19 protein-coding genes are annotated in these 25,943 nt (G+C 65.2%); 16 read left to right on the forward strand and 3 right to left on the reverse strand.

The genetic code is table 11. The annotated features are described in order from the left end of the window. Positions 1–461 precede the first annotated feature (461 nt). The 8 genes from P1K30_RS15465 to P1K30_RS15500 all read left to right on the forward strand — a co-directional run bounded on the left by P1K30_RS15465 (position 462) and on the right by P1K30_RS15500 (position 14,049). Positions 462–1,229, forward strand: coding sequence for an SDR family NAD(P)-dependent oxidoreductase (locus tag P1K30_RS15465; protein WP_275633665.1), 768 nt, complete (start codon positions 462–464; stop codon positions 1,227–1,229). 17 nt (positions 1,230–1,246) lie between these two features. Beyond that, on the forward strand, positions 1,247–2,686 hold the full coding sequence (gene xylB / locus P1K30_RS15470) for a xylulokinase (protein ID WP_275633666.1): 1,440 nt from the start codon (positions 1,247–1,249) through the stop codon (positions 2,684–2,686). A 242-nt stretch (positions 2,687–2,928) separates the two neighbouring features. After that, a complete protein-coding gene (locus tag P1K30_RS15475; protein WP_275633667.1) occupies positions 2,929–5,307 on the forward strand; it encodes a glycogen/starch/alpha-glucan phosphorylase in 2,379 nt (792 codons plus the stop codon). Between the two features lie 25 nt (positions 5,308–5,332). After that, positions 5,333–7,534 carry a 1,4-alpha-glucan branching protein GlgB gene (gene glgB / locus P1K30_RS15480; protein WP_275633668.1) on the forward strand — a complete coding sequence of 734 codons (2,202 nt, stop codon included), beginning with the start codon at positions 5,333–5,335 and terminating at the stop codon, positions 7,532–7,534. A gap of 3 nt (positions 7,535–7,537) precedes the next feature. Beyond that, a complete protein-coding gene (gene glgC, locus P1K30_RS15485; protein ID WP_275633669.1) occupies positions 7,538–8,809 on the forward strand; it encodes a glucose-1-phosphate adenylyltransferase in 1,272 nt (423 codons plus the stop codon). A gap of 37 nt (positions 8,810–8,846) precedes the next feature. Next, complete coding sequence (glgA, locus tag P1K30_RS15490) at positions 8,847–10,283, forward strand: glycogen synthase GlgA (protein WP_275633670.1); 1,437 nt, start codon at positions 8,847–8,849, stop codon at positions 10,281–10,283. Continuing rightward, entirely contained in the window at positions 10,280–12,421 is a 2,142-nt protein-coding gene (glgX, locus tag P1K30_RS15495) for a glycogen debranching protein GlgX (RefSeq protein ID WP_275633671.1), read from the forward strand. The genes glgA and glgX overlap by 4 nt, the downstream gene beginning before the upstream one ends. Then, positions 12,418–14,049, forward strand: a complete 1,632-nt coding sequence (locus P1K30_RS15500; RefSeq protein WP_275633672.1) for an alpha-D-glucose phosphate-specific phosphoglucomutase — start codon at positions 12,418–12,420, stop codon at positions 14,047–14,049. Before glgX ends, P1K30_RS15500 begins: the two co-directional genes overlap by 4 nt. A gap of 39 nt (positions 14,050–14,088) precedes the next feature. Here the strand turns inward: P1K30_RS15500 and xth are convergent, their stop codons facing one another. Genes xth through P1K30_RS15515 form a run of 3 tightly spaced genes read right to left on the reverse strand, consistent with a single transcriptional unit; the run spans position 14,089 to position 16,477 of the window. After that, a complete protein-coding gene (xth, locus tag P1K30_RS15505) occupies positions 14,089–14,868 on the reverse strand; it encodes an exodeoxyribonuclease III (protein ID WP_275633673.1) in 780 nt (259 codons plus the stop codon). 51 nt (positions 14,869–14,919) lie between these two features. Then, positions 14,920–16,116 carry a BaiN/RdsA family NAD(P)/FAD-dependent oxidoreductase gene (locus tag P1K30_RS15510; RefSeq protein WP_275633674.1) on the reverse strand — a complete coding sequence of 399 codons (1,197 nt, stop codon included), beginning with the start codon at positions 16,114–16,116 and terminating at the stop codon, positions 14,920–14,922. Between the two features lie 37 nt (positions 16,117–16,153). Then, positions 16,154–16,477: a HesB/IscA family protein gene (locus P1K30_RS15515; protein WP_275633675.1), complete on the reverse strand. Its 324-nt coding sequence runs from the start codon at positions 16,475–16,477 to the stop codon at positions 16,154–16,156. A gap of 94 nt (positions 16,478–16,571) precedes the next feature. Here P1K30_RS15515 and P1K30_RS15520 point away from each other — a divergent pair, with 94 nt between their 5' ends. From P1K30_RS15520 to P1K30_RS15555, 8 genes are all read left to right on the forward strand, one after another. Next, positions 16,572–17,714 (forward strand): deoxyguanosinetriphosphate triphosphohydrolase, encoded by a 1,143-nt coding sequence (locus P1K30_RS15520; protein ID WP_275633676.1) that lies wholly within the window; start codon positions 16,572–16,574, stop codon positions 17,712–17,714. A 90-nt stretch (positions 17,715–17,804) separates the two neighbouring features. Then, positions 17,805–19,523: an arginine--tRNA ligase gene (gene argS / locus P1K30_RS15525; protein WP_275633677.1), complete on the forward strand. Its 1,719-nt coding sequence runs from the start codon at positions 17,805–17,807 to the stop codon at positions 19,521–19,523. 90 nt (positions 19,524–19,613) lie between these two features. After that, the gene (locus P1K30_RS15530; protein ID WP_275633678.1) at positions 19,614–20,612 is read left to right on the forward strand and encodes an SPOR domain-containing protein; all 999 of its coding nucleotides are present in this window, start codon (positions 19,614–19,616) and stop codon (positions 20,610–20,612) included. Beyond that, positions 20,612–21,622: a beta-N-acetylhexosaminidase gene (gene nagZ / locus P1K30_RS15535; RefSeq protein ID WP_275633679.1), complete on the forward strand. Its 1,011-nt coding sequence runs from the start codon at positions 20,612–20,614 to the stop codon at positions 21,620–21,622. The genes P1K30_RS15530 and nagZ overlap by 1 nt, the downstream gene beginning before the upstream one ends. Continuing rightward, the gene (locus P1K30_RS15540) at positions 21,615–22,412 is read left to right on the forward strand and encodes a segregation and condensation protein A (RefSeq protein WP_275633680.1); all 798 of its coding nucleotides are present in this window, start codon (positions 21,615–21,617) and stop codon (positions 22,410–22,412) included. The genes nagZ and P1K30_RS15540 overlap by 8 nt, the downstream gene beginning before the upstream one ends. Before the next feature lie 94 nt (positions 22,413–22,506). Further along, positions 22,507–23,115: an SMC-Scp complex subunit ScpB gene (gene scpB / locus P1K30_RS15545; protein ID WP_275633901.1), complete on the forward strand. Its 609-nt coding sequence runs from the start codon at positions 22,507–22,509 to the stop codon at positions 23,113–23,115. A gap of 24 nt (positions 23,116–23,139) precedes the next feature. Continuing rightward, on the forward strand, positions 23,140–23,367 hold the full coding sequence (locus tag P1K30_RS15550; protein WP_275633681.1) for a hypothetical protein: 228 nt from the start codon (positions 23,140–23,142) through the stop codon (positions 23,365–23,367). 93 nt (positions 23,368–23,460) lie between these two features. Further along, positions 23,461–25,884 carry a methyl-accepting chemotaxis protein gene (locus P1K30_RS15555; RefSeq protein WP_275633682.1) on the forward strand — a complete coding sequence of 808 codons (2,424 nt, stop codon included), beginning with the start codon at positions 23,461–23,463 and terminating at the stop codon, positions 25,882–25,884. Positions 25,885–25,943 lie beyond the last annotated feature (59 nt).

The raw sequence follows: 25,943 nt of genomic DNA on the forward strand, positions 1-25,943 counted from the left end.
AGGCAGGTTCCTTCTGTCCTGCTGCATTTACACATGTAGCTTTCGGGAAAGTGTCGGAAACGTATACCTCTGAACGGAATGTAAATTTTTGCGATCCGCGGAACGCGGCGCCGCGTTTGCGTTTTTCCCGCGATATATTGGTATTTGGGAAAAAAACCATGGGTGGCCCCGCGCCTCGCAGGTTTTTCTGTTCGTTTTGTACAAGGATATGTCACCTGTTCGACTGCTTTGATCGTGGTTTCCGAGGCGGGTGGCCGGGCGCGAAAACGGCTGGTTAACACGGTTGTACAAATCCGACGTCCCGTTTCGACAGGAAAGTGCTGGCGCATATGCTTGCACGTAACCTGCATTGATCCTGTCGGCCCGACACGCGGCGCAGCGTCGCTTGGCCGATGAAACGTCTTGAGCGTCAGGGAATGCGGCGCTAGCACGGACTGCAAAGAGGATCGGGAGGTACGGACTTGGAAATCAGCAGCAAAACGACCGCGATCGTGACCGGCGCGGCCTCGGGCCTTGGTGCGGCAACTGCCGAGATGCTGGCGGCGGCCGGTGCCAAGGTCACCATCTTCGATATGAACGAAGAGGCTGGCAGCGCAAAAGCGGCAGAGATCGGTGGCGCGTTCTGCAAGGTGGACGTCTCCGATCCGCAAAGCGTCGCGGCCGGGATCGAAACGGTGCGTGCCGCCGGTAACGGGTTGCAAGTGCTTGTAAATTGCGCTGGCATCGGGCCGGCTGCAAAGACCGTTTCGCGTGGCGAAGCGCATGATCCCGCGCTTTTTGCGAAAGCGATCTCGATCAACCTGATCGGCAGCTTCAACTGCGCCAGCCAAGCCGCCCTGCTGATGTCGCAAAATGACCCCGTGACCGCCGACGGTGAACGCGGCGTGATCGTGAATACGGCCTCTGTCGCGGCTTATGACGGCCAGATCGGGCAGGTCGCCTATTCTGCGTCCAAGGGCGGGATCGTGGGCATGACGCTGCCGATGGCGCGCGATCTGTCGTCGCACGGCATCCGCGTCGCGACCATCGCTCCCGGCATCTTTCTGACGCCGCTGCTGGCCGGTCTGCCGCAGGATGTGCAGGATTCTTTGGGCAAACAGGTTCCGTTCCCGTCCCGCCTTGGACAGGTTTCAGAGTTTGCCGCGCTGGCCAAGCATATCGTCGAAAACGCGATGCTGAACGGCGAAGTCATCCGCCTTGACGGCGCGATCCGCATGGCGCCGCGCTAGGGCAGGGAGCGACAGCGATGTTCATCGGACTCGACCTCGGGACCTCGGGGCTGAAAGGCGTCCTGATCGACGAAGATCAGGAAATCCTTGCGGAATCCACAGCGCCGCTGGCGGTCAGCCGGCCCCGGGACGGATGGTCCGAGCAGGATCCCGCAAGCTGGATAAACGCCGCCGAAACGGTGTTCGACGCGCTGTCCGCCAAGCACGAACTGGGTGCGGTCGCGGGCATCGGTCTGTCCGGCCAGATGCACGGCGCGACGCTGCTGGATGACGGCGACCAAGTCTTGCGCCCGTGCATCCTGTGGAACGACACCCGCAGCCACGCCGAAGCCGCCGCGATGGACGCCGACCCGGTTTGGCGAAAGATCACCGGCAACATCGTGTTCCCCGGTTTCACGGCGCCCAAGCTTGCCTGGCTGAAGCTTAACGAACCCGAAACTCTCGCAAAAATTGCGAAAGTTCTCCTTCCGAAGGACTTTTTGCGGCTCTGGCTGACCGGCGACCACGTGGGCGAGATGTCGGACGCCGCCGGAACAAGTTGGCTGGACACCGGCACGCGCGACTGGTCCGACCGCCTGCTGGACGCGTCGGGCCTTGGCCGGGATCACATGCCGCGGCTGGTCGAGGGGTCAGAGGTCTCTGGCACCTTGCGCACGGAATTGGCGCAAAGATGGGGCCTGCGCCCGGATACCGTGGTGGCGGGCGGCGGCGGCGACAACGCGGCCTCGGCGATCGGCGTTGGCGTCGTGCGGGCAGGGCAGGCCTTCGTTTCGCTCGGGACTTCCGGTGTGCTGTTCGCGGCGAACGATGGCTATCGCCCCGATCCGGCAACGGCCGTTCACACCTTCTGTCACGCGCTGCCGAACACGTGGCACCAGATGGGCGTGATCCTTGCCGCCACCGACGCGTTGAATTGGTTCGCCCGCCTTGCCGGACAGGATGCGGCCGCACTGACCAGCGCACTGGCCGACCTGCAAGCCCCGGGAAAAACGACGTTTCTCCCGTATCTCGGCGGCGAGCGTACGCCGCTGAACGACTCAGCGGTGCGGGGCGCCTTCCTTGGCCTTGAGCACGCGACCGACACGGCCGCTGCGACGCGCGCGGTGCTGGAAGGCGTGACCTTCGCGATCCGCGATTGCCGCGACGCGCTGGCGGCCACCGGCACGGATATCGCAAGCCTTCTAGCGGTCGGCGGCGGTGCGCGGTCGACCTATTGGCTGCAGGCGATCGCGACCGCGCTTGGGACGCCTGTCGACCTGCCGGTGGCTGGCGACTTCGGCGGCGCTTTCGGCGCCGCGCGGCTTGCCATGATGGCCGCGACCGGCGGCGGCGCCGAGCTTGCACCACCCCCGACAATCGAACGGCAGGTGGAGCCGGTCACATCGTTGTCTGACGCCTTCGACGAGGGGCACGCGCGATACCGCGCAGCCACCCGGGTGGCTCAGAATTTTGCGTAAATTTTGCGGTCACTCGCGCAGGTGGGTGCAACCCAAGGCGGTGTCTTCCCGCGCTGGTCTAGGTCTCTTTGCTCGCTGCTGGCAAGTTCGTACGACCCTTCGCGTAAGCGTGGAAAGAGCCACGCGGACAGAGAGCATTTGACGACGCTCCAATAACCACTAACCCTTACCCTTAGGGAGGTGAGGCCATTTTGGCTGCGGCGTCCGCATGGGCGGGCCCTGCGGATCAAGGGAGATTGTGCATGGCTCTGGACGGCACCACGCCCGAGGAACTCCGTGAGGCGGTTCTGTGGCATCTGACCTACACGTTGGGCAAGGACGCGGGTCATTCCAGCCTGTACGACTGGCGCATGGCGATGTCCTTCGCGTTGCGCGACAGGATCGTTGAACCGTGGTTCGCGTCGACGCGCAAAACCTACGAAACGGCGGCAAAACGCGTTTATTATCTGTCGCTTGAGTTCCTGATCGGGCGTCTTCTTGAAGACGCGGCGATCAACTTGGGCTTGCGGGATGTAGCTGAACGCGCGCTCAAAGGGGTTGGTCCCGCCTTTGACGAATTGGTGGCGGACGAGCCCGACGCGGCGCTTGGCAACGGGGGGCTGGGACGCCTTGCCGCGTGCTTCCTGGATTCGCTTTCCACCATCGGGGTCCCGGCGCATGGGTATGGAATTCGGTACGAACACGGGCTGTTTCGACAACGGTTTGAGGGTGGGCGCCAAGCCGAGACGGCCGAGGACTGGCTTCGGCAGAAGCACCCTTGGGAGTTCGAGCGCCCGGAAGTTGCCTATGAAATAGGCTTCAAGGGTCAGGTCCACGGAGACTTCTGGGAACCGGCAGAGTCGGTCATCGCGACGGCGCACGACATGCCGATCGTCGGCTGGCAGGGGAAGTGGGCGAACACGCTTAGATTGTGGGCGGCCGAGCCGACGGAGTTGTTTGACCTTGATCGCTTTAACGCCGGGGACTACGCCGCCGCGGCTGAGCCCGAGGCGCTGGCCCGGACAATCAGCCGGGTCCTGTACCCGGATGACACGACCTATGCGGGCAAAGAGCTGCGGCTGAAGCAGGAATACTTCATGACGTCTGCCGCCCTGCAGGATATTTTGCGGCGGTATTTTGCGACCAATTCCAATGCGCGCGATTTGCCCAAGCATGTCGCCATCCAGCTGAACGACACACACCCCGCCATCGCGTCGCCGGAACTGATCCGGTTGCTGATGGTACGCGGGCTGACTTTCGAAGAGGCCGCGTCCACCGCGGAGCGGACGCTGAATTACACAAACCACACATTGCTGCCAGAGGCGCTGGAACGCTGGTCGACCTGGCTGATGGGAAATGTGCTGCCCCAACACATGGATCTGATTGAGCGTTTGGATGATCGCCACCGCAAGGCGCATCCGAACCGGCCGAAATCCGTGGGGCTTGTCTTGAATAACGAAGTTCAGATGGGAACGCTGGCCTTCGTGATGGCGAACCGGGTGAACGGGGTGTCCGCGCTGCACACAGAACTGGTGAAGGAAACGGTCTTCGCGGATCTGCACGCGCTGCATCCCGAGAAAATCGTGAACGAAACGAATGGCATAACGCCGCGGCGCTGGTTGAAGCTTGCGAACCCGCCGCTGTCCGGCCTTATCTCGGAGACAATCGGAGAGGGCTGGGAAGCTGACCTTGACCGACTGCAGGCGTTAGAGCCCGCGATCGACGACGCGGGCTTTATCGAGCGGTTCTCGGCGGCGAAGCGACATAACAAGGTGGCGCTGGCCGACTGGATTCGGGGCACGATGGACATTGCGATCGACCCGGATGCGATCTTCGACGTGCAGATCAAACGGATCCACGAGTACAAGCGGCAACTGTTGAATATCCTGCAAACGGTCAGTCTGTGGCATCGCATTCGGCAGAACCCGAATGGCGACTGGGTGCCGCAGGTTCGCATCTTTGGCGGCAAGTCGGCGCCGGGGTACGCGGTGGCGAAAGAGATCATCCATTTCATCAACGACGTCGCCCGCACGATCAATTCCGATCCCGAAGTGCGCGGGCTGCTCAAGGTCGTTTACCCGCCGAACTACAACGTCTCGATGGCCGAGCGGTTGATTCCCGCGGCCGATGTCAGCGAACAGATTTCGACTGCGGGCAAAGAGGCGTCCGGAACCGGCAACATGAAATTCGCCCTGAACGGCGCTTTGACCGTCGGCACGCTGGATGGGGCGAATGTCGAGATCCGCGAACAGGTGGGGGCGGACAACTTTTTCTTGTTCGGGCTGACGGCGCCCGAAGTGGTGGCGCGGCGTCGGATCCCGGACCACGCGCGGCTGGCCATCGAGGCCAGCCAGAACCTGAAGGACGTCCTGCAACTTATTGCGGAAGGGGTGTTTTCTCCGGGCGATCCTGAACGCTATCACGGCATCCTCGACCGGATTTGGCACCACGACTATTTCCTCGTGGCGTCCGACTTCGACGGCTACGACGCGGCGCAGGGCGACATCGCACAGGCGTGGAAGGACCAGGGGCATTGGATGCGGATGGCCGCTCGCAATACGGCGCGCATGGGCTATTTCTCGTCTGACCGGACAATCCGTGGTTACATGGCAGACATCTGGGACGTGACGTCCGCGATGTAAGTCACGGAGTTCAAAGGAGGAGCGCATGCCCGAAACGGAAGCCAAGGGTCCGAGCCACGGTGATGCGCGCGCGATCGTCGAGGGGCGGCACGGCGATCCTTTCCGCGTTCTTGGCCTGCATGACATCGACGGACACAGGACCCTTACCGTTTTCGCCCCGGGGGCAGAGCGGGTGACGGCCCTGTCCGGCAAGGCGACCGAGACCGAGCTGAGCCCGGTGAATGGCGCGCCGGGTCTTTTTTGCGGTCGGTTCGGGCGCGCAAAATCCTATCTTTTGCGGTGCTCGAACAGCGACGGCAGTTGGGAACAAGACGACCCTTACCGGTTCGGTCCCGTGTTGGGCGAGATCGACGAATACCTGTTGGGCGAAGGCACAATGCGCCGGATCTGGCAGGCGCTTGGGGCCCATGTCATCGAACACGAGGGGACGCATGGCGTCCATTTTGCGGTTTGGGCGCCCAATGCTCAGCGCGTGTCCGTCGTCGGTGACTTCAATCTTTGGGACGGGCGGCGCACCCCGATGCGGCGGCGCGGTGCGACGGGGGTCTGGGAGATTTTCGTACCCGGGCTGGGCGAGGGCACGGCCTATAAGTACGACATTCTTGGGCATGACGGGCACCCGCAGCCGATGAAGGCGGACCCGGTGGGCTTTGGGTCGGAGCATCCGCCGGCGAATGCCTCGGTCGTGCGGCGGATCGACCGGCCGCACTGGTCTGACGGCGCGTGGATGGACAATCGACAGGCGCACCAGAACATCGAGGCGCCGATTTCGGTTTACGAAGTGCACCTTGGCAGCTGGCGGCGGTCCGAGGACGGCGGGCGGCGGCTGAGCTATCTGGAACTGGCCGAGGAACTGGTGGACTACGCCCACTGGATGGGCTTCACCCACTTGGAATTCCTCCCGATTTCAGAATTTCCTTTCGACGGGTCATGGGGTTATCAGCCGATCGGGTTGTACGCACCGACCATCCGCCACGGGCTGCCGGACGAGTTTCGCGCGCTGGTGAACGCGGCGCATGCGAAAGGGTTGGGCGTGATCCTCGACTGGGTGCCGGGGCATTTCCCGACCGACCCGCACGGGCTGGGCCGGTTCGACGGCACGGCGCTGTACGAACATGCCGACCCGAAAGAGGGGTTCCATCAGGACTGGAACACCCTGATCTACAACTACGGTCGCAAGGAAGTTGCCAACTATCTGATATCGAACGCGCTTTACTGGCTAGAGGAATACCACGTCGACGGACTGCGGGTCGATGCGGTGGCGTCGATGCTGTACCGTGACTATTCCCGCAAGGAGGGCGAGTGGATCCCGAATATCCACGGCGGGCGCGAGAACCTTGAGGCCATCGCGCTGTTGCAGAACATGAACGTCACCACCTACGGGCAGGTGCCGGGCATCATGACCGTGGCCGAGGAATCGACCGCCTTCGACGGCGTGTCGCGGCCTGTCGACAAGGACGGGCTGGGGTTCGGGTTCAAGTGGAACATGGGGTGGATGAACGACACCCTCGATTACATGCACCGCGAACCGGTGCACCGGAAACATCATCACCACCAGATGACCTTCGGCCTGCACTACGCCTTTACAGAAAATTACGTCCTGCCGATCAGCCACGACGAGGTCGTGCACGGCAAGGGCAGCATGATTGAGAAGATGCCCGGTAACGATTGGGAAAGGTTCGCAAATTTGCGGGCTTTTTACGCTTTCATGTGGACCCATCCGGGCAAGAAGCTGCTGTTCATGGGCTGCGAGTTCGCCCAGTGGCGCGAGTGGAACCACGATCAGTCGCTGGACTGGCACCTGTGCGCGGACGACCTGCACCGTGGCGTCCAGTGGCTGGTGCGCGATCTGAACGGGCTGATGCGCGGCACGCCCGCGCTGCATGTGAACGATACACGGCCCGAGGGATTTCAATGGCTTGACGGTGGGGATGCCGCGAACTCGGTGTTCTCTTATGTGCGCTGCGGCCGCCCCGGCGACCCGCGCGTGGTCGTCGTGTTGAACATGCTGCCAGTCGAGCGGACCGGCTTCCGTCTGGGCCTGCCCGGCGGCGGATATTGGCGCGAGGCGATCAATACCGACGCCGAGGTCTACGGAGGCGCGAACCGGGGCAATTTCGGCGGCGTCTGGGCCGAGGGCGTGCCGTGGCATGGGCAGGACCAGTCTGCGCTGATCACGCTGCCGCCGCTGGCGGCGATCGTATTCGTTGAGGAAAATGGGAGGTAAGTCATGGCACCACAGAGAAATTCACGTCTTTCCAGTCGCGCGATGGCCTTCGTGCTGGCCGGCGGTCGGGGATCACGGCTGAAGGAACTGACCGACCGGCGCGCCAAGCCTGCCGTCTATTTCGGCGGCAAGGTCCGCATCATCGACTTCGCGCTGTCGAACGCCCTGAATTCTGGCATCCGCAAGATGGCCATCGCCACGCAGTACAAGGCGCACAGCCTGATCCGGCACTGCCAGCGCGGCTGGAGCTTCTTTCGGGCCGAACGCAACGAATACCTCGACATCCTGCCCGCGTCGCAGCGGGTCGACGAAAGCATGTGGTATCTCGGGACCGCTGACGCGGTGCGTCAGAATATCGACATCGTCGACAGCTATGACGTGGACTACATCGTCGTTTTGGCGGGCGACCACATCTACAAGATGAACTACGAAAAGATGATCGAGCAACATGTCGACTCTGGCGCGGACGTGACGATCGGCTGCCTGACCGTGCCGCGCATGGAGGCCCGCGCCTTTGGCGTCATGGGCGTGAACGATCAGATGCAGATCACGGATTTCCTTGAGAAACCCGCCGATCCGCCCGGCATCCCCGGCGATGAAGAACACGCGCTGGCCTCGATGGGGATCTACGTGTTCGACTGGAAATTCCTGCGCGACCTGCTGTTGTCGGATGCGGACGATCCGAACAGCAGCCATGACTTCGGCCACGACCTGATCCCGGCGATCGTGAAGAACGGCAAGGCGATGGCGCACCGGTTCGCAGACAGCTGCGTGATGAGCGGGCTGGAGAAGGAACCCTATTGGCGCGACGTCGGCACCATCGACGCCTTCCACGCCGCGAACATCGACCTGACCGACTTTACGCCCGAACTTGACCTGTTCGACACCGACTGGCCGATCTGGACCTATTCAGAACTGGTCCCGCCCGCGAAGTTCATCCACGACGAGGAAGCCCGTCGCGGCAGTGCCGTGTCGTCGATGGTGGCGGGGGGCTGCATCATTTCTGGGTCCGAGATCCGCAATTCGCTGCTGTTCACCGGGGTCCACGCCCACAGCTATTCCGCGATGTTCGAGGTTGTCGCGCTGCCGTATGTCGACATCGGCGAGAAAGCGGAGCTTAACCGCTGTGTCATAGACCGGGGCGTGCGCATTCCCGAAGGGCTGGTCGTGGGTGAGGACGCAGACGAAGATGCGAAGTGGTTCCGGCGGACCGAGGGCGGCGTCGTTCTGATCACGCAGGACATGATCGACGCTCGCGCGGCGGCACTCGGGTAAAGGCGGCACTGGGGTAAAGGCAGCACTGGGGTAAAACATGAAACGGCGCGTTCTTTCCGTGGCTTCCGAATGTGTCCCGCTGCTGAAGACCGGCGGGCTGGCGGACGTGGTGGGCGCGCTGCCCAAGGCGCTGGCGGTGCACGGCTGGGACATGCGGGTGCTGATGCCCGCCTATCCGGGGCTGGCCGAGACGATGAAGCGGCCCAAGGTGGTGTGGACCGACACCGACCTGTTCGGCGGCCCGGCACAGGTGCTGGGCGGCCGGGTCGAGGGGATCGACGTCCTGCTGCTGGATGCGCCGCACCTGTATGCCCGCGATGGCGGTCCGTATTCCGACGACAGCGGCGACTATGCCGACAACCCCGAACGGTTTGCCGCGTTGTGCTGGGCGGCGGCCGAGATCGCGCGCGCCGGTATGTCCGACGGCTGGCGCCCCGAGGTGGTGCACGCCCACGACTGGCAGGGCGGGCTGGCCCCGGTCTATCTGCGGCAGGCCGGGGTCGAGGAAGTGCGATCCGTCATCACCGTTCACAACATCGCCTTTCAGGGCCGCGCCGGGGCGGACAAGCTGGACGCTCTGCGGCTGCGGCCGGATGACTTTACCTCGGAAGGGTTCGAATTCTGGGGCGACATCAGCGCGCTGAAGGCGGGGCTGGTGATGGCGGATGCGATCACGACGGTCAGCCCGACCTATGCGAACGAGCTTATGCGCGGCGAATTCGGGATGGGGCTGGAGGGCGTGCTGCAGGCGCGGGCCGGTGTGCTGCACGGTATCCTGAACGGCGTCGACACCGATGTCTGGTCGCCGGACACCGACCCGGCCATTCACCCGTACAGCGCGCGGACCCTGTCCGAGAAACGCAAGAACCGCGCCGCGCTGATCAAGGAATTCGGCCTTGGCCCGGTGCCGGGGCCGCTGGCCGTGGTTGTCTCGCGGCTGACGACGCAGAAGGGGCTGGACCTGCTGCCCGACCGGCTGGCCGAGTTCACGTGGCGCGGTGGCGGGCTTGTGGTGCTGGGGTCCGGCGGGCCCGAGATCGAGATGGCGCTGCGCCATCAGGCCGACCTGAACCCGCGCCGCATTGGCATTCGCACCGGCTATGACGAGGCTTTGTCCCACCGTATCTTCGCGGGTGGCGACGCGGTGCTGGTGCCGTCGCGGTTCGAACCCTGCGGGCTGACCCAGATGTACGGCCTGCGCTATGGCACCGTGCCGCTGGTGGCAGCGACCGGCGGGTTGGCCGATACGGTGATCGACGCCAATCCGGCGGCGGTATCGGCTGGGGTGGCGACGGGCATCGTGTTCCATACGACCGACGCTTTGGGGCTGGAACAGGCGCTGCGCCGGCTGATCGCGCTGTATGACGACACCAAGACGTGGCGGCAGCTGCAACGCAACGGCATGAAGGCAGAGCTTGACTGGACGCGGTCTTCCGCCGCTTATGCGACGCTGTACGAGGGCCTGTTCGAATGAACGTCATGAAAGAGCGTCTGCCCGCGAAACTCGCGGGACATTCCCTGTCGGCCGGGCGGCCCGATCCGCTTGGCGCGACCTTCGACGGCGAGGGGGTGAACTTCGCCGTGTTCTCGGCCCATGCCGATCTGGTGGAATTGTGTCTGTTCACCAGCGACGGGCAGACCGAACTTGCGCGCATTCCGCTGAAGGAACGCGACGGGGACGTGTGGCACGTTCACGTCGCAGGTCTGGGGCCGGGCACGCGGTACGGCTATCGCGTCCACGGGCCCTATAAGCCGGAAGAGGGCCACCGCTTCAACCCGAACAAGCTGTTGCTGGACCCCTACGCCAAGAAGCTGTCGGGCAAGCTGCAGTGGAACGATGCGGTCTACGGCTACATCGTGAACGCGCCCAAGGCCGACCTAAGCTTCGATCCGCGCGACAGCGCGCCGTTCGTCCCGAAATCCGAGGTTGCGGACCCCAGCTTTCAGTGGGGTGACGATAAGCCGCCGCGCACCCGCCGGTCGGAAACCGTGATCTACGAGGCGCACGCGCGCGGTCTGACCCAGACCCACCCCGCCATCGACCCCGAGATCGCGGGCACCTACCGCGCCGTCGCGTCCGAGCCGATGCTGGAGCATATGGCGAAGCTGGGCGTCACGACGGTTGAACTGCTGCCGATCCACGCCTTTCTGGACGACCGTTTTCTGGTCCAGAAGCGGCTGCGCAACTATTGGGGCTATCAGTCCATCGGCTTCTTCGCGCCGGAGCCCCGCTATATGGCGCAAGGCGATCTGTGGGAGTTTCAGACGATGGTCCGCCGGCTGCACGCTGCCGGGTTCGAGGTGATCCTCGACGTCGTCTACAACCACACCGCCGAGGGCGGAGAGCTTGGCCCAACCCTGTGCTTCCGCGGGCTCGACAACGCCAGTTACTACCGCCTGACCGAGGGTGGGCGCTATTACATCAACGACACCGGGACCGGGAACACGCTGAACGTGTCGCATCCGGCGGTGCTGCGGATGGTGATGGACAGCCTGCGCTATTGGGTCGAGGTGATGCATGTCGATGGCTTCCGCTTCGATCTTGCGGCCACGCTGGGGCGCGAAGGCGACACCGGCTTCGATCCGAACGGCGGCTTTCTGGACGCGATCCGGCAGGATCCGGTGCTGAACAAGGTCAAGCTGATCGCGGAACCGTGGGACATCGGCCCCGGCGGCTATCAGTTGGGCGCCTTTCCGCATCCGTTCTACGAATGGAACGACAAGTTCCGCGACGGGGTGCGGCGGTACTGGCGTGGCGACGATGGCCTGACCGGAGATCTGGCCAGCCGCCTGCTGGGGTCTGCCGTGAACTTCGACCACTCGGGCCGCGCGGCGACGTCGTCGGTGAACTTCATCACCGCCCACGACGGGTTCACGCTTCAGGATCTGGTGTCCTACACCATCAAGCGCAACCTTGCGAACGGCGAGGGCGACCGCGACGGCAAGGACGAAAACTACAGCGACAACATGGGGTTGGAGGGTCCGACCTCGAACCCGCGCATTCGCGCCGACCGGGCGCAGCGCAAGCGCAACATGCTGTCGACGATGTTCCTTGCGCAAGGCACGCCGATGCTGCTGGCGGGGGACGAGATTGGCAATTCGCAGGGCGGCAACAACAATGCCTATGCGCAGGACAACCAGACCGGCTGGATTGACTGGGCCAATGCCGACTGGGACCTGTACGACTTCGTCACCAAGATCGCCGCGTTGCGCCGGGCCCACCCGGTGTTGCGCCAGCGTCTGTTCCTGCACTCGCGCCCGCGCCGGATGGACGGGCTGGCCGACCTGTTCTGGCGGATGCCGAACGGCAAAAGCCCCTCGCCAGAGGATTGGCAGGACCCCAGCTGGAAGACCCTGTGCGTCGAGATCCGGACCTCGTCGGAAACGCCGGACTATGCCGCCTCGGACGACGTGATCTTCGCCGTGTTCAACGCCGGAGACGCGCAGGAAATCACCTTACCGCCTTGCCCTGAAGGGCAGATCTGGGAAGTGGTGCTGGACACCACGCTTCCCGATGCCGGGCCGCACAATCCCCTTGGCAAGAAACTGATGGCACCCGCACAATCCGTGCTGGCCCTTGAACGGGTGCCGATGCAGGAGTTCGCCACATGACCATTGCCACTGTCCCCACCGAACCGATCACGGGGCAGAAGCCGGGCACGTCCGGCCTGCGCAAGAAGACGCAGGTCTTCATGCAGCGGCATTATCTTGAAAACTTCGTGCAGGCGATCTTTGACGCGATTGGCGGGGCGGACGGCAAGACCTTTGTCGTGGGCGGGGATGGCCGCTATTTCAACGACCGCGCGGTGCAGGTGATCCTGCGCATGGCCGCCGCGAACGGCGCCGCGAAGGTGCTGGTCGGGCAGGGCGGCATCCTGTCAACGCCGGCAGCGAGCCACCTGATCCGGCTGAACGAAACCGACGGCGGCATCATCCTGTCGGCCAGCCATAACCCCGGCGGCCCGGACGAAGACTTTGGCATCAAGTTCAACATGCCGAACGGTGGACCGGCGCCCGAGTCCGTGACCTCGGCGATGTACGACGCCGCCAGTTCGATGACCGAGTACCGCGTTTACGAAAGCCACGACATCGACCTGTCGGCCATCGGTACCCATGCCGTCGGTGACATGACGGTCGAGGTTCTGGATCCCGTCGCCGACTATGCCGACCTGATGGAGACACTGTTCGACTTCGATGCGATCCGCGCGATGATCGCCGGTGGCTTCCGGGTGCGGATGGACAGCATGTGCGCCGTCACTGGCCCCTATGGCGTTGAAATCCTTGAAAACCGGCTGGGCGCGCCGCGCGGGACGGTGGTCAACCGACAGCCGCTGCCCGACTTTGGCGGGATGCATCCCGACCCGAACCCGGTCTGGGCGAAGATGCTGATGGACGAGATGTGGGGCGCCGACGCGCCGGATTTCGGTGCCGCCAGCGACGGCGATGGCGACCGCAACATGATCGTCGGTCCCGAGGTTTACGTCTCGCCCTCTGACAGCCTTGCCGTGATCGCCGCCAACGCGCACCTGGCCAAGGGATACACCGACGGGCTGAAAGGCGTCGCACGGTCGATGCCGACGTCCGGCGCGGTGGACCGGGTGGCGGCCGCCAAGGGGCTGGACTGCTTCGAGACGCCGACCGGCTGGAAGTTCTTCGGCAACCTGATGGACGCGGGCCGCGTGTCGCTGTGCGGCGAGGAAAGCTTCGGCACCGGGTCGGATCACGTCCGCGAAAAGGACGGCCTGTGGGCGGTTCTGATGTGGCTGAACATCCTTGCCAAGCGCGGCGAGGGGGTCGGCGCGGTGATGGCGTCGCACTTTGCCGAGTACGGGCGCAACTACTATTCTCGCCACGATTACGAGGCGCTGGAAAACGCCAAGGCCGAAGGTCTGCTGTCCGCTCTGACGGCGCGGTTCGCCGATCTGCCGGGCATGGAAGTGGAAGGAATGACAATCGCTTCCGCGGACATCTTCAAGTACGAAGACCCTGTCGATGGCTCGGTGTCCGACAACCAGGGCTGGCGCATCGTGTTCGAGGACGGCAGCCGCATCGTGATGCGCCTGTCGGGCACCGGCACCACCGGCGCGACCCTGCGTGTCTACCTTGAACGCTATGTCGCCGGGCCGGACGGTCTGGACGAGGAACCGCAAGCGGCGCTGGGCCCGATCATTCGCGCCGCGCGGTCGCTGTCCGACATGGAAACTCACATCGGCCGGACCGAGCCTGACGTGATCACCTGACCCAGCACGCGCCCCGGGGCGACCCGGGGCAGTGCAGCGTCAGGCGTCCAGTTCGATCCAAACCGGAACGTGGTCCGACGGCTTTTCGCGGTCGCGGATGTCTTTGTCGATGCCGCAGCCGGTCATCAGGTCCGCCGCCTGCGGCGTCAGCAGCAGGTGGTCGATGCGGATGCCGTTGTTCTTCTGCCACGCGCCTGCCTGATAGTCCCAGAACGAATAGTGCCCCGGACCCTGCACGCGGGCGCGGAACGCCTCGGTGAAGCCAAGGTTCAGAATCCGCCGGAACGCGGCCCGCGTTTCGGGCCGGTACAGCGCGTCGTCGGTCCACTGATCTGGCTTCGCGGCGTCCTCGGCCTGCGGGATGACGTTGTAGTCGCCCGCCATCAGCGCCGGTTCCTCGGACGCCAGCAGCGCCTCGGCCCGTGCCTTCAGGCGCTCCATCCACGACAGCTTATAGTCGTACTTCGGCCCCGGAGCGGGGTTGCCGTTGGGCAGGTACAGCCCGCACAGCCGTACCGCGCGCTTTCCGACGACCGTCGCCTCGATCCAGCGGGCCTGTTCGTCCTCGTCGTCGCCGGGCAGGCCGCGCGTGACGTCCTCCAGCGGGAATTTCGACAAGATCGCAACGCCGTTGAAGCTTTTTTGGCCATGCGTTTCAACGTTATAGCCCTTGTCCTCGAAGATCTCGCGGGGGAAGCCCTCGTCGACCGACTTGATCTCTTGCAGCAGGGCGACGTCGGGCTGCGCCTCGTCCAGCCAGTCGGACAGCGCCTGATGACGTGCCTTGATGCCGTTGATGTTGAAGGTCGCGATCTTCATGGGGGACTCCGCAGTTGCCGGGTCAGATTGACCACAGCGCGGGGCGGATGTCTACGCGCCCGTGTTGTCCCGCGCGGCGCGGATCGCGGTGCCGCAAGCCCAGCCCGAGGACCACGCCCACTGGAAGTTGTAGCCGCCCAGCCAGCCCGTCACGTCGACCGCCTCGCCGATGAAATACAGCCCCGGCACCGTTTTGGCCTGCATCGTGCGGCTGTCCAGCCCTTCGGTCGCGATGCCGCCCAGCGTCACCTCGGCGGTGCGATAACCCTCTGATCCGGCAGGGGTAAGTTCCCAGTCCGCCAAGCCGTCGGCGATCCCGGACAGCTGTGTGTCGGGGGTGTTGGCAAGCTGGCCCGACAGGCCCTGCGCCTCGGACCACGCGGCGGCCAGCCGGTTTGGCAGCAATTCGGCCAGCGCGGTGCCGACGGCGCGGCGCCCGTTCTCGGCCCGCGCGGCCTTGAGTGCGCCCAGCACGTCGCGGTCGGGCAAAAGGTTCACCCGGATGCTGTCTGTCTCGTGCCAGTAGGACGAGATTTGCAGGATCGACGGCCCCGACAGTCCACGGTGGGTGAACAGCAGCGCCTCGTCGAAGCTGGCGCCGTTGCAGGACACGCGGGCGGGCAGGGCGACCCCGGCCAAGGGCTTGGTCAGGGCCAGCACGTCCGGCCCGAAGGTCAGCGGCACCAGCGCGGGGCGGGTTTCGGTCACGCGCAGGCCGAACTGGTCGGCCACGCGATAGGCGAAGCCGGTCGCACCCATCTTGGGGATCGACTTGCCGCCCGTCGCCACCACCAGCCGGTCGCAGGCCAGCCGCTCTCCCGACTGCAAAATCACCGCAAAACCGTCCGGGCTCTTCGTCACCTCGGCCACCGGCGCATTCAGCCGTAGATCGGCGCCCGCGGCTTCCATTTCGGCCAGCAGCATCGCGATGATCTCTTTCGCCGAGCCATCGCAAAACAGCTGGCCCAGCGTCTTTTCATGGTAGGCGATGCCGTGGCGCGCGACCAAGTCGATGAAATCCCACTGGGTATAGCGGGCCAGCGCCGACTTGGCGAAATGCGGGTTTTCCGACAGGAAGTTCTCGGGCCCCGCGTAAAGGTTCGTGAAATTGCACCGCCCGCCGCCGGAAATCCGGATCTTCTCGCCCGGCGCCTTCGCGTGGTCGAGGACAAGCGTGCCCGGCCCGGCATGGGCCGCCGCCATCAGGCCGGCCGCGCCGGCGCCAAGGATGATCGTGGGGTGATGCATGGGGCGGGGTGTAGCGGTCCCCGCACCAAACGCAAGATCACATCGAGAAGGACGTGCCGCAGCCGCAGGACGAGGTCGCGTTCGGGTTCTCGATCACGAAGCGCGCGCCGATCAGTTCCTCGGAAAAGTCGATGACCGCATCGGCAAGGAAGGGCAGGGATACGCTGTCGACCACGACCTTCTCGCCCGAGCCTTCCAGCACAAGGTCGTCTTCGGCGGCTTCGTCCAAAGAGATATCGTACTGAAAGCCGGAACAGCCGCCGCCATCGACGGCCACGCGCAGGACCTTGCCCTGGCTGGCGGCGCCGATTTCGGACAGGCGTTCGAAGGCGCGGGGGGTGACTTTGGGCGGGACGATCATTTCCACAGCTCCGGCAGTATCATTGTGAGTCAATTGTGAATATATGGGCCACGGGACTTGCCGACAAGGATCGGCCGAAAAGACAGGCAGGCACATGCTGCAACCATACGCGGCGCGCGACGAGGACTCGCGCGGGCGACTATACCCCGAGGAACCCAGCCGGTTCCGCGACTGTTTCCAGCGCGACCGGGACAGGATCATCCATTCCAGCGCGTTCCGGCGGCTTAAGCACAAGACGCAGGTGTTCATCGAACACGAGGGCGATTATTTCCGCACCCGCCTGACCCACTCGATCGAGGTGGCGCAGGTCGCGCGGTCGTTCGCGCAGGCGCTGGGGCTGAACATCGACCTCGCCGAGGCGGTGGCGCTGGCGCACGATCTGGGCCATCCGCCCTTCGGCCACACCGGAGAGGACGCGCTTGCCGCGCTGATGCAGCCCTACGGCGGGTTCGACCACAACGCGCAGGCGATCCGTATCGTCACCTCGCTGGAACGGCATTACGCCGATTTCGACGGGCTGAACCTGACGTGGGAAACGCTGGAAGGCATCGCCAAGCACAACGGTCCGGTGGTGGGCGACGTGCCCTACGCGCTGGCGCAGTTCAACGCGCAGTACGATCTGGAGTTGCACACCCACGCCTCGATCGAGGCGCAGGTCGCCGCGCTGGCGGATGACGTGGCCTACAACAGCCACGACCTGCACGACGGCCTGCGGGCCGAGCTGTTCTCGACCGAGGATCTGTCGGAACTGCCGCTGCTGGACGGCTGTTTCGCCGCGGTGGACCGGAAGTATTCCGGCCTGAACCTGTACAAGCGGCGGCATGTCGCGCTGCGCCGGTTCTTCGGCATCCTCGTGGATGACGTGGTCACGCAGGCCAAACGGCGCATCGCCGATCTACAGCCCGTCACCGCCGACGATATCCGCCACGCCGGGCGGCCGATGGTGCGGTTTTCCGACGAGATCTGGGAACAGCTTCAAGTGACGCGCGAATTCCTGTTCCACCGCATGTACCGCGCCCCTGACGTGGTGAAGATGCGCAAGAAGGTGACCAAGGCGGTCGAGGGGCTGTTCCCCTTCTTCATGGCGCATCCGGCAGAGCTGCCGAAACAGTGGCGCAAGGAAGTGGACGAGGTGCAGTCCGAGATCGAGCTGGCGCGGATCGTGTCCGACTATATCTCGGGGATGACCGACCGCTTCGCGCTGCAGGAATGGAAGCGACTGAAGAAGCTGCGCTAGGCCGGTTCCGGCGGGCGAAACGGGCTGTCGATGCCGCGTTGACGCGGCACGGCAGCGTGTTAAACCGCGCCGGTGCAGAAGGAAGTCAAGATGAACCTGTTCTCCGATATCCGTGCGCTGGTGCTGGACAGCCTGACGGCGATGACCGCCGAGGGTGCGCTGCCCGAGGGGCTCGATTTCTCGAACGTGACGGTCGAACCGCCGCGCGATGCCGCGCATGGCGACATGGCGACCAACGCCGCGATGGTGCTGGCCAAGCCCGCGAAGGCCAAGCCGCGCGACATCGCCGATGCGCTGGCCGCCAAGCTGGCCGCCGACGACCGGATCGAGACCGCCGAGGTTGCGGGGCCCGGCTTCCTGAACCTGCGTCTGGCCGAAGCCGTCTGGACCCGTCTGGTCGAGGGCGTGCTCGCCTCGGGCGAGGCCTACGGCCGGTCGCCGCTGGGGCAGGGCAAGAAGGTGAACGTTGAATACGTCTCTGCCAACCCCACCGGCCCGCTGCATGTCGGGCACACGCGGGGCGCGGTGTTCGGCGACGCGCTGGCCAGCCTGCTGGATTACGCGGGCTATGACGTCACGCGGGAATACTACATCAACGACGGCGGCGCGCAGGTCGACGTGCTGGCCCGGTCCGCCTTCGAGCGGTACCGCGAGGCCTGCGGTCACGCGCCCGAGATCGCCGAAGGGCTGTATCCCGGCGAATACCTGATCCCGGTCGGCGAGGCGCTGAAAGAGAAGTACGGCGACAGCCTGCTGGACAAGGGCGAACAGTACTGGCTGGAAGAGGTCCGCACCTTCGCCACCGACGCCATGATGGACATGATCCGCGAGGATCTGAAGCAGCTTGGCGTCGAGATGGACAGCTTCTTTTCCGAAAAGTCGCTGTACGGCACCGGCCGGATCGAGGCGGCGATCGAGGATCTCGACAGCAAGGGCCTGATCTATCGCGGCACGCTGGAGCCGCCGAAGGGCAAGGTGCCGGAAGACTGGGAACCGCGCGAGCAGACGCTGTTCCGGTCGACCGACTATGGTGACGACGTGGACCGGCCGATCAAGAAGTCGGACGGGGCATGGACTTATTTCGCGCCGGATATCGCCTATCACTACGACAAGGTCAGCCGTGGCTACGACCTGCTGATCGACGTGTTCGGCGCCGACCACGGCGGGTACGTCAAGCGGATGAAGGCCGCCGTCGCGGCGCTGTCGGGCAACACCGTGCCGCTGGACATCAAGCTGACCCAGCTGGTGCGGCTGTTCAAGAACGGCGGGCCGTTCAAGATGTCGAAGCGGGCCGGTAACTTCGTCACCCTGCGCGATGTGGTGGATCAGGTGGGGCCGGACGTGACCCGCTTTGTGATGCTGACGCGCAAGAACGACGCGCCGCTGGACTTCGATTTCGACAAGGTTCTTGAACAATCCAAGGACAATCCAGTGTTTTATGTCCAATATGCGAACGCTCGGATCCATTCCGTGCTGCGCAAGGCGGCAGAGCAGGGGCTGGAGCTGACCGACGTTCCGTCGCTGGAGGACGAGGCCGAGGTCGCCGTCGCCAAGAAGCTGGCCGAGTGGCCGCGCCTTGTCGAGATCGCCGCACGCACGAACGAACCGCACCGGATCGCCTTTTACTTGTACGAACTCGCATCGGATTTCCACTCGCTCTGGAACAAGGGCAACGAGAAGCCCGAGCTGCGCTTCCTGCAGGAAGATCAGGCCACAGCGGAAAAAATTGCGCTGCCACGAGCCGTTGGCGTTGTTATTTCGTCCGGCCTTGGTATTCTTGGCGTGACCCCGGTCGAGGAAATGCGCTGATAAACAGGCGCGCCTTGTCCGATCACGGGTCCTGAAGCAGGCAAGAAAACCCGACGCGCCGAAATGGCCGACAGGGGCAGTGAGGCAGACATGGCGGATTTGTACCTGGGCGAAAGCCTGGAACCCGAAGCCGTATCCGTACCAAGCATTTTCGGTGCCGTGTTCACGTGGACCGGCGCATTGATGTCGGTCGCGTTGATCGGCGGCTTGGGCGTATGGGGCTATCAACTTGCGGTACGCGACGTGTCAGGCGTTCCGGTCGTGCGCGCGCTGGAAGGGCCGATGCGGGTCGCTCCGGACGATCCGGGCGGCGAGCAGGCGGAACATCAGGGCCTTGCGGTGAACAACGTGGCCGCCGAGGGCGTGGCCGCCGGGCCCGCCGACCGGCTGGTGCTTGCGCCGCCGCCGCTGAGCCTGTCGGAAGAGGACACCGCCGGTCCGGGCGACACCGCTGCGGCAGAACCGGCGCCCGAGGAGGAGATCATCGACCTGATGGCCGAAGCGCCCGCCGACGATCCCGAAGCCGGGGTTGCCGACGAGACGCCCGCCGACATGACCGCGATGGTCGACGAACTGACCGACGGCGTCGAGCCGCTGGGCGGTGTCGACGAGCCGGTCCGCCCGCTGATCGAAACGATCCCCGCCAGCGTCGCGGGCGTCTCCGTCAGCCCGCTTCCGATTGCGCGCCCCGCCTCTGTCACCGCTGCGGCGGCCCCGGTCGATGCCTCTGGCGAGGACGCGGTGGCCGAAGCCGTCGCCGCCGCCGTGTTGCGGAACGTGACGCCCACGGTCGCCCCGAACGCCGACCTATCCGAGATCGACGGGGCAGAGGTCGAACCCGGCACGCGCCTTGTGCAGTTCGGCGCCTTCGCCAGCCCGGAAGAGGCCCGCGCCGCGTGGGACAAGATGGACGCGCAGTTCACCGACTTTCTGACCAACAAGCGCCGCGTGATCGAAAAGGCGCTGTCGGGCGGCAAGACCTTCTATCGTCTGCGCGCGATGAACTTCGCCGATACCTCTGACGCGCGCCGCTTCTGTGCCGCCTTCGTCGCCGAGGGACAGGCTTGCATTCCGGTGGTGGCCCGCTGATGACCGCCCGCGCGGCGGCCATCCTCGGCTGCGACGGGCCGCGTCTGACGCCCGACGAGCGCCGTTTCTTCGCTGATGCGCAGCCGTGGGGCTTTATCCTGTTCGCGCGGAATATCCAGACCCCGGATCAGGTGGTGCGGCTGACGTCGGGCCTGCGCGACGCGGTGGGCCGCGACGTGCCGGTTTTGATCGACCAAGAGGGCGGGCGCGTCCAGCGCATGACCCCGCCGCACTGGCGCCAGTGGCTGCCGCCGCTGGACCAGACCGAACGGGCGGGCGCCGACGCCGCGCGCGCGATGGAACTGCGGTATCGGATCATCGCGTCCGAACTGCTGGCCATTGGCATCGACGTGAACTGTGCCCCCTGTCTGGACGTCGCGCGCCCCGATACCCACGCCGTGTTGCGCAACCGCTGCTACGGCGACGACCCGCAGACCGTCACCACGGTCGGCCGCGCCGCCGCGCGCGGGCTGATGGCGGGCGGTGTCCTGCCGGTGATGAAGCACATGCCCGGTCACGGCCGCGCGCTGGTGGACAGCCACCTGTCGCTGCCGGTGGTGTCCGAACCGCTCGACGTGTTGCAGTCGGTCGACTTCGCGCCCTTTGCGGCGTTGTCCGATCTGCCGATGGCGATGTCGGCCCATGTCGTGTTCGAGGCGATCGACCCCGACAACCCCGCCACCACGTCGCCGGACGTCATTTCCCTGATCCGCCAGACGCTTGCCTACGACGGCCTGCTGATGTCCGACGACCTGTCGATGGAGGCGCTGTCCGGCGGCCCCGGCGACCGGGCCGCGGCGTCGCGTGCCGCGGGCTGCGACATGGTCCTGCACTGCAACGGCCATATGGACGAGATGCAGCAGGTCGTGGCCGCCGCAGGCGTGCTGGACGGACAGGCCGTCCGCCGGGCCGAGGCCGCGCTGAGCGCGCGCACAAAGCCCGATTCCATTGACATTGCCGACGCAGAAGCAGAACTTGAGACGCTTCTGGGCGGCAAGGTGCATGGCTGAGCAACAACAGGCATACGACAACGTCACCAGTGTCGAGGCGCGCCGCGCGGCCGAGGCGCTGATCGTCGACGTGGACGGGTTCGAGGGGCCGCTCGACCTGCTTCTGACCCTGTCGCGCACCCAGAAGGTCGACCTGCGCAAGGTGTCCGTTCTTCAGCTGTCGGAACAGTACCTTGCCTTCATCCGCAAGGCCCGCGACCTGCGGATCGAGCTGGCCGCCGACTATCTTGTGATGGCCGCGTGGCTGGCGTTCTTGAAGTCGCGCCTGCTGCTGCCCCCCGATCCCACCGAGGAAGGCCCCTCGGGCGAGGAACTGGCCGCGCACCTGGCGTTTCAGTTGGAACGGCTTCAGGCGATGCGCGACTGTGCCGCGCGGCTGATGGGGCGCGACCAGAAGGGCCGCGACTTTTTCGTGCGCGGTATTCCCGAGAAACAGGAACGCGTGCGGCGGATCGAGTATACGGCGACGCTGTTGGACCTGATGCAGGCCTATGCCCGCATCCGCACGCGGGACGAATTCCGCCCCTTCGTGATGGACCGCGACAGGGTGCTGACGATGGAACAGGCGCTGGAACGGATGCGGCCGCTGATCGGGTTCGCGGGCGACTGGACGGACCTGCTGTCGTACCTGCCGGATGGCTGGGAAACCGATCCGGCGATGCGCCGCTCGGCGACGGCGGCGACCTTCGCGGCCTCGCTTCAGCTGGTGAAAGAGGGACATATGGAGATACGGCAGTCCGAAACCTACGCGCCGATCCAGCTGCGCCGCAAGGAGCGCCCGGATGGCTGAGGAAGACGTGGACACGGCGGCGTCGGAAACGCGGCCCGAGGCGGAAGACGCAGGTCCCGCCGAGGAAGAGCGCAGCCTGTTCGAGGCGCCTCCGATGGCGGAACAAGAGCGCATGGTCGAGGCCATTCTGTTCGCCTCGGCAGAGCCGGTGTCGGTGGCCGAGCTGAACGCGCGGATGCCGCATGGATCGGATGCGGCCGAGGCGCTGGTCTACCTGCGCAAACGCTACGAGGGGCGGGGCGTGCACCTTGTCCGCGTGGGCGACGCGTGGGCGCTGCGCACGGCGCCGGACCTTGGCTTTCTGATGCAGAAGGAAACGGTCGAGACCCGCAAGCTGTCGCGCGCCGCGGTCGAGACGCTTGCCATCGTCGCCTATCACCAGCCGGTCACGCGGGCCGAGATCGAGGAAATTCGTGGCGTATCCGTGTCCAGAGGCACCGTAGACCAGCTATTAGAGCTGGAATGGATACGGTTTGGACGGCGAAGGATGACTCCGGGCCGGCCTGTTACATATGTAGTGACAGAAGAGTTCCTGGATCATTTCGGGCTGGAGAACGCCCGCGACTTGCCGGGGCTGAAGGAACTGCGCGAGGCCGGGCTTCTGGAAAGCCGTCCGCAGATGGGACCGCTGGCCGCCGGCCAAAGCGAACCGGACGACGACGAGGGCGTGCCCGACACCGATCAGGGCGAGATGTTCGAATAGCCTTTCGAACGGAAAGGACGTGCGATGAACGCCAACCAGATCATCAACATGATCTTCCGCATGTTCGTGCGGAAGTCGCTTAGCCGCGGGATGAACAAGGGTTTCGACATGCTGGCCGAGCGTCAACGACGCGGCAAGCCGGACGCGCCCCGGAACCCCGAGGCGGCTCAGCGCACCGGCAAGCAGGGCCGCGATGCGGCGCGCCGGGCGCGGCAGGGGATGCGTGTCATCCGCCGGATCGGCCGCTTCTGATCCTTTTGTGCCGGGAAAGCGATCTGCCTTAGCGGACCATTAGTCTTTCGCTTCTATGCGAAGGGGCAAGGTCTTCACGCCCAAGGTGGACGCATGCCCGGTATACCGAACCTCAGGAACATCACCCTTCGAAACCTTGCCCGGATCATCGTGATCTCGGTTGTCGTGCTTGGCGGCACGATGGCGGCGAACATGGTCTGGAACGTCGTCTCGCTGAAGCAGACGCAGGCGTCGTGGAACAGTTATGCCGAAAGCGCGGATCGCAGGCGGCTGTTGCTGGACGCCATCGCGGCGAAGCTTGGCTATGGCGGAATGATACATGATTTCAAGAACCTGGTCCTAAGGGGCGATGCCGCCTTGGTGGAGCATGTGGAACGTATGACCGATGCCGTTCACGCCGAGTTGGAAGAACTGGCGATGCTGCTGGACGATCCGGCGGCGCAGCAGGACATGGCGACCATCACGGAAACGGTGGAAACCTACGGCACCTTCGCGGCGCTCGCGTTCCAGATGGGCGCGATGGGTCAGCAGGCCGAAGTGGTGGGCGCGGCCGTGGCGGTGGACGACACGGCGGCGCTGGCGGCGCTGTCGTCGCTGCGAACAAGGTTGCAGACCGGCCAGACCGCGTCGCGGGCCGCCCTGCTGACCGAACTGCGTTTCGCGATCGGGTACGGCGGTCTGATCCACAGTTTCAAGACCTTCGTGCTGGGCGGGTCGGATGACGCCCGCGAGGGCGCGCTGGCGGCGGTCGACCGCGCCGGCGCCGCGCTGGCGGCCTATGAGGCGATCGATTTGTCGCCCGAGGAACGCGCCGCGCTGACCACGGTGGCCGAGATGATCGACAGCTATGCCGACGCGCTGCCGATGGTCGCCGAGGGCTGGGCCGCAGGGCTGTCGCCCAAGGACATCGACGCCACCGTCAAGGTCGACGACGCGCCCGCCGTCGCGGCGCTGGATGCCCTTGAACGCGGCCTGCTGATCAAGGCGGTCGCGCTGGAGGCCGAGATCGGCGCGAAACTTTCGGCGGGCATGTTGTACATCTCGATCGGCCTTGTGCTGTCCACACTGATCGCGCTGGCCATCGTCGTGGTGGCGCATTTGGCCCTGCGGCGCGGCGCCGTTCAACCTGCGGAAGCGGTGGCCGACGGCATCATGCGCCTGACGCAGGGCGACGACACCGTCGATCTGGCCGTTCTGGAAAGCGACAACGAAATCGGCGCCATCGCCCGCGCGTCCGAGGTGTTTCGCCAGAACATGGTGCGCACGAAGGAACTGCTGGCCGAGCAGGAACGCCAGTCCGCCGCTGCGGAAGAGGCGGCGGAGCAGCAGAAGACCCTGCTGGCCGAGGTGCAGGAGCAAGCCGAACTTGCCCGGCAGGCGGAACAGCAGCAAGAGGCCGCGCGCGCGGCGCAGGACCGGATCCGCAAGGCCGTGCGCGGCGTGGTCGAAGCGGCGGTCGAAGGCGATTTCCACCGCCGGATCGACGAAAGCTTCGACGACCCGGAGCTTGCCGCGCTTGCCGACAGCGTGAACCGGCTGATGGGCATCTTCGACGCCGCCGTCACCGACATCGGCGCGGTCGCCGGGGCGATGGCGCGCGGCGATCTGTCGGTGACGATGTCCGGCAGCTATTCCGGCGCGCTGGCCGGTCTGCAGGACGAACTGACCGACGCGCTGACTCGCATCTCGAACCTGATCGAGGGCGTGGTCGCCACTTCGCAACACGTCCAGACAGAGGTGCATTCGATCGACAGTTCCGCCGACGACCTGTCGCGCCGGACCGAAACGCAGGCCGCCACGCTGGAAGAGTCGGCAGCGGCGATCGTGGCGATGACCCAACAGGTCAGCGGGGTCGCCGCCAACGCGGACGAGGCCCGGAACCTGGTGCACGAGGTGTCGCAACTGGCGACCCACGGCGGCGAGGTGGTCGGTGAATCGGTGCGCGCGATGGACCGGATCGTCGGCGCCTCGGCCGAGATTTCCAAGGTCACCTCGCTGATCGAAGAGATCTCGTTCCAGACCAACCTGCTGGCGCTGAACGCGGGCGTCGAGGCGGCGCGCGCGGGCGAATCCGGGCGCGGTTTCGCGGTCGTGGCGTCCGAGGTCCGCGCACTGGCGCAGCGGTCCGCCGATGCGGCGCAGGAGATTTCAAAGCTGATCCACACCAGCGAAAGCGAGATCGCGGAAGGCTCGGGCAAGGTGAACCAGGCCGGGGAAAGCATCCAGAGCGTGGTGCAGCGGATCGGCAAGGTTTCGGAAATCGTCGTGTCGGTCGCCGACAGCACGCGCGAACAGGCGGCAAGCTTGGAAGAGATCAATCGTGCCGTGAACGATCTGGATCACGCGACCCAGCAGAACGCCGCCATGTTCGAGGAAACCACCGCCTCGGTCGCGCAACTGCGCAAGCGCACCGACGACCTGATCTCGCAAGGGACGTCGTTCCGCACCCGCAACGCCTCTCGCGAGGCAGAGGTCTGGGACATGGCCGACGATACCCCCGAGCGCCGCAGCGCCTGACGGCGTCCGGCGGTGATAGCGGCGGTGCGGCCGGGTGGGGGCGCCGGGGGCGCGGCAGG

The sequence above is a fragment of the Psychromarinibacter halotolerans genome (assembly GCF_029168315.1).
GTDB classification, from domain to species: Bacteria; Pseudomonadota; Alphaproteobacteria; order Rhodobacterales; family Rhodobacteraceae; genus Psychromarinibacter; species Psychromarinibacter halotolerans.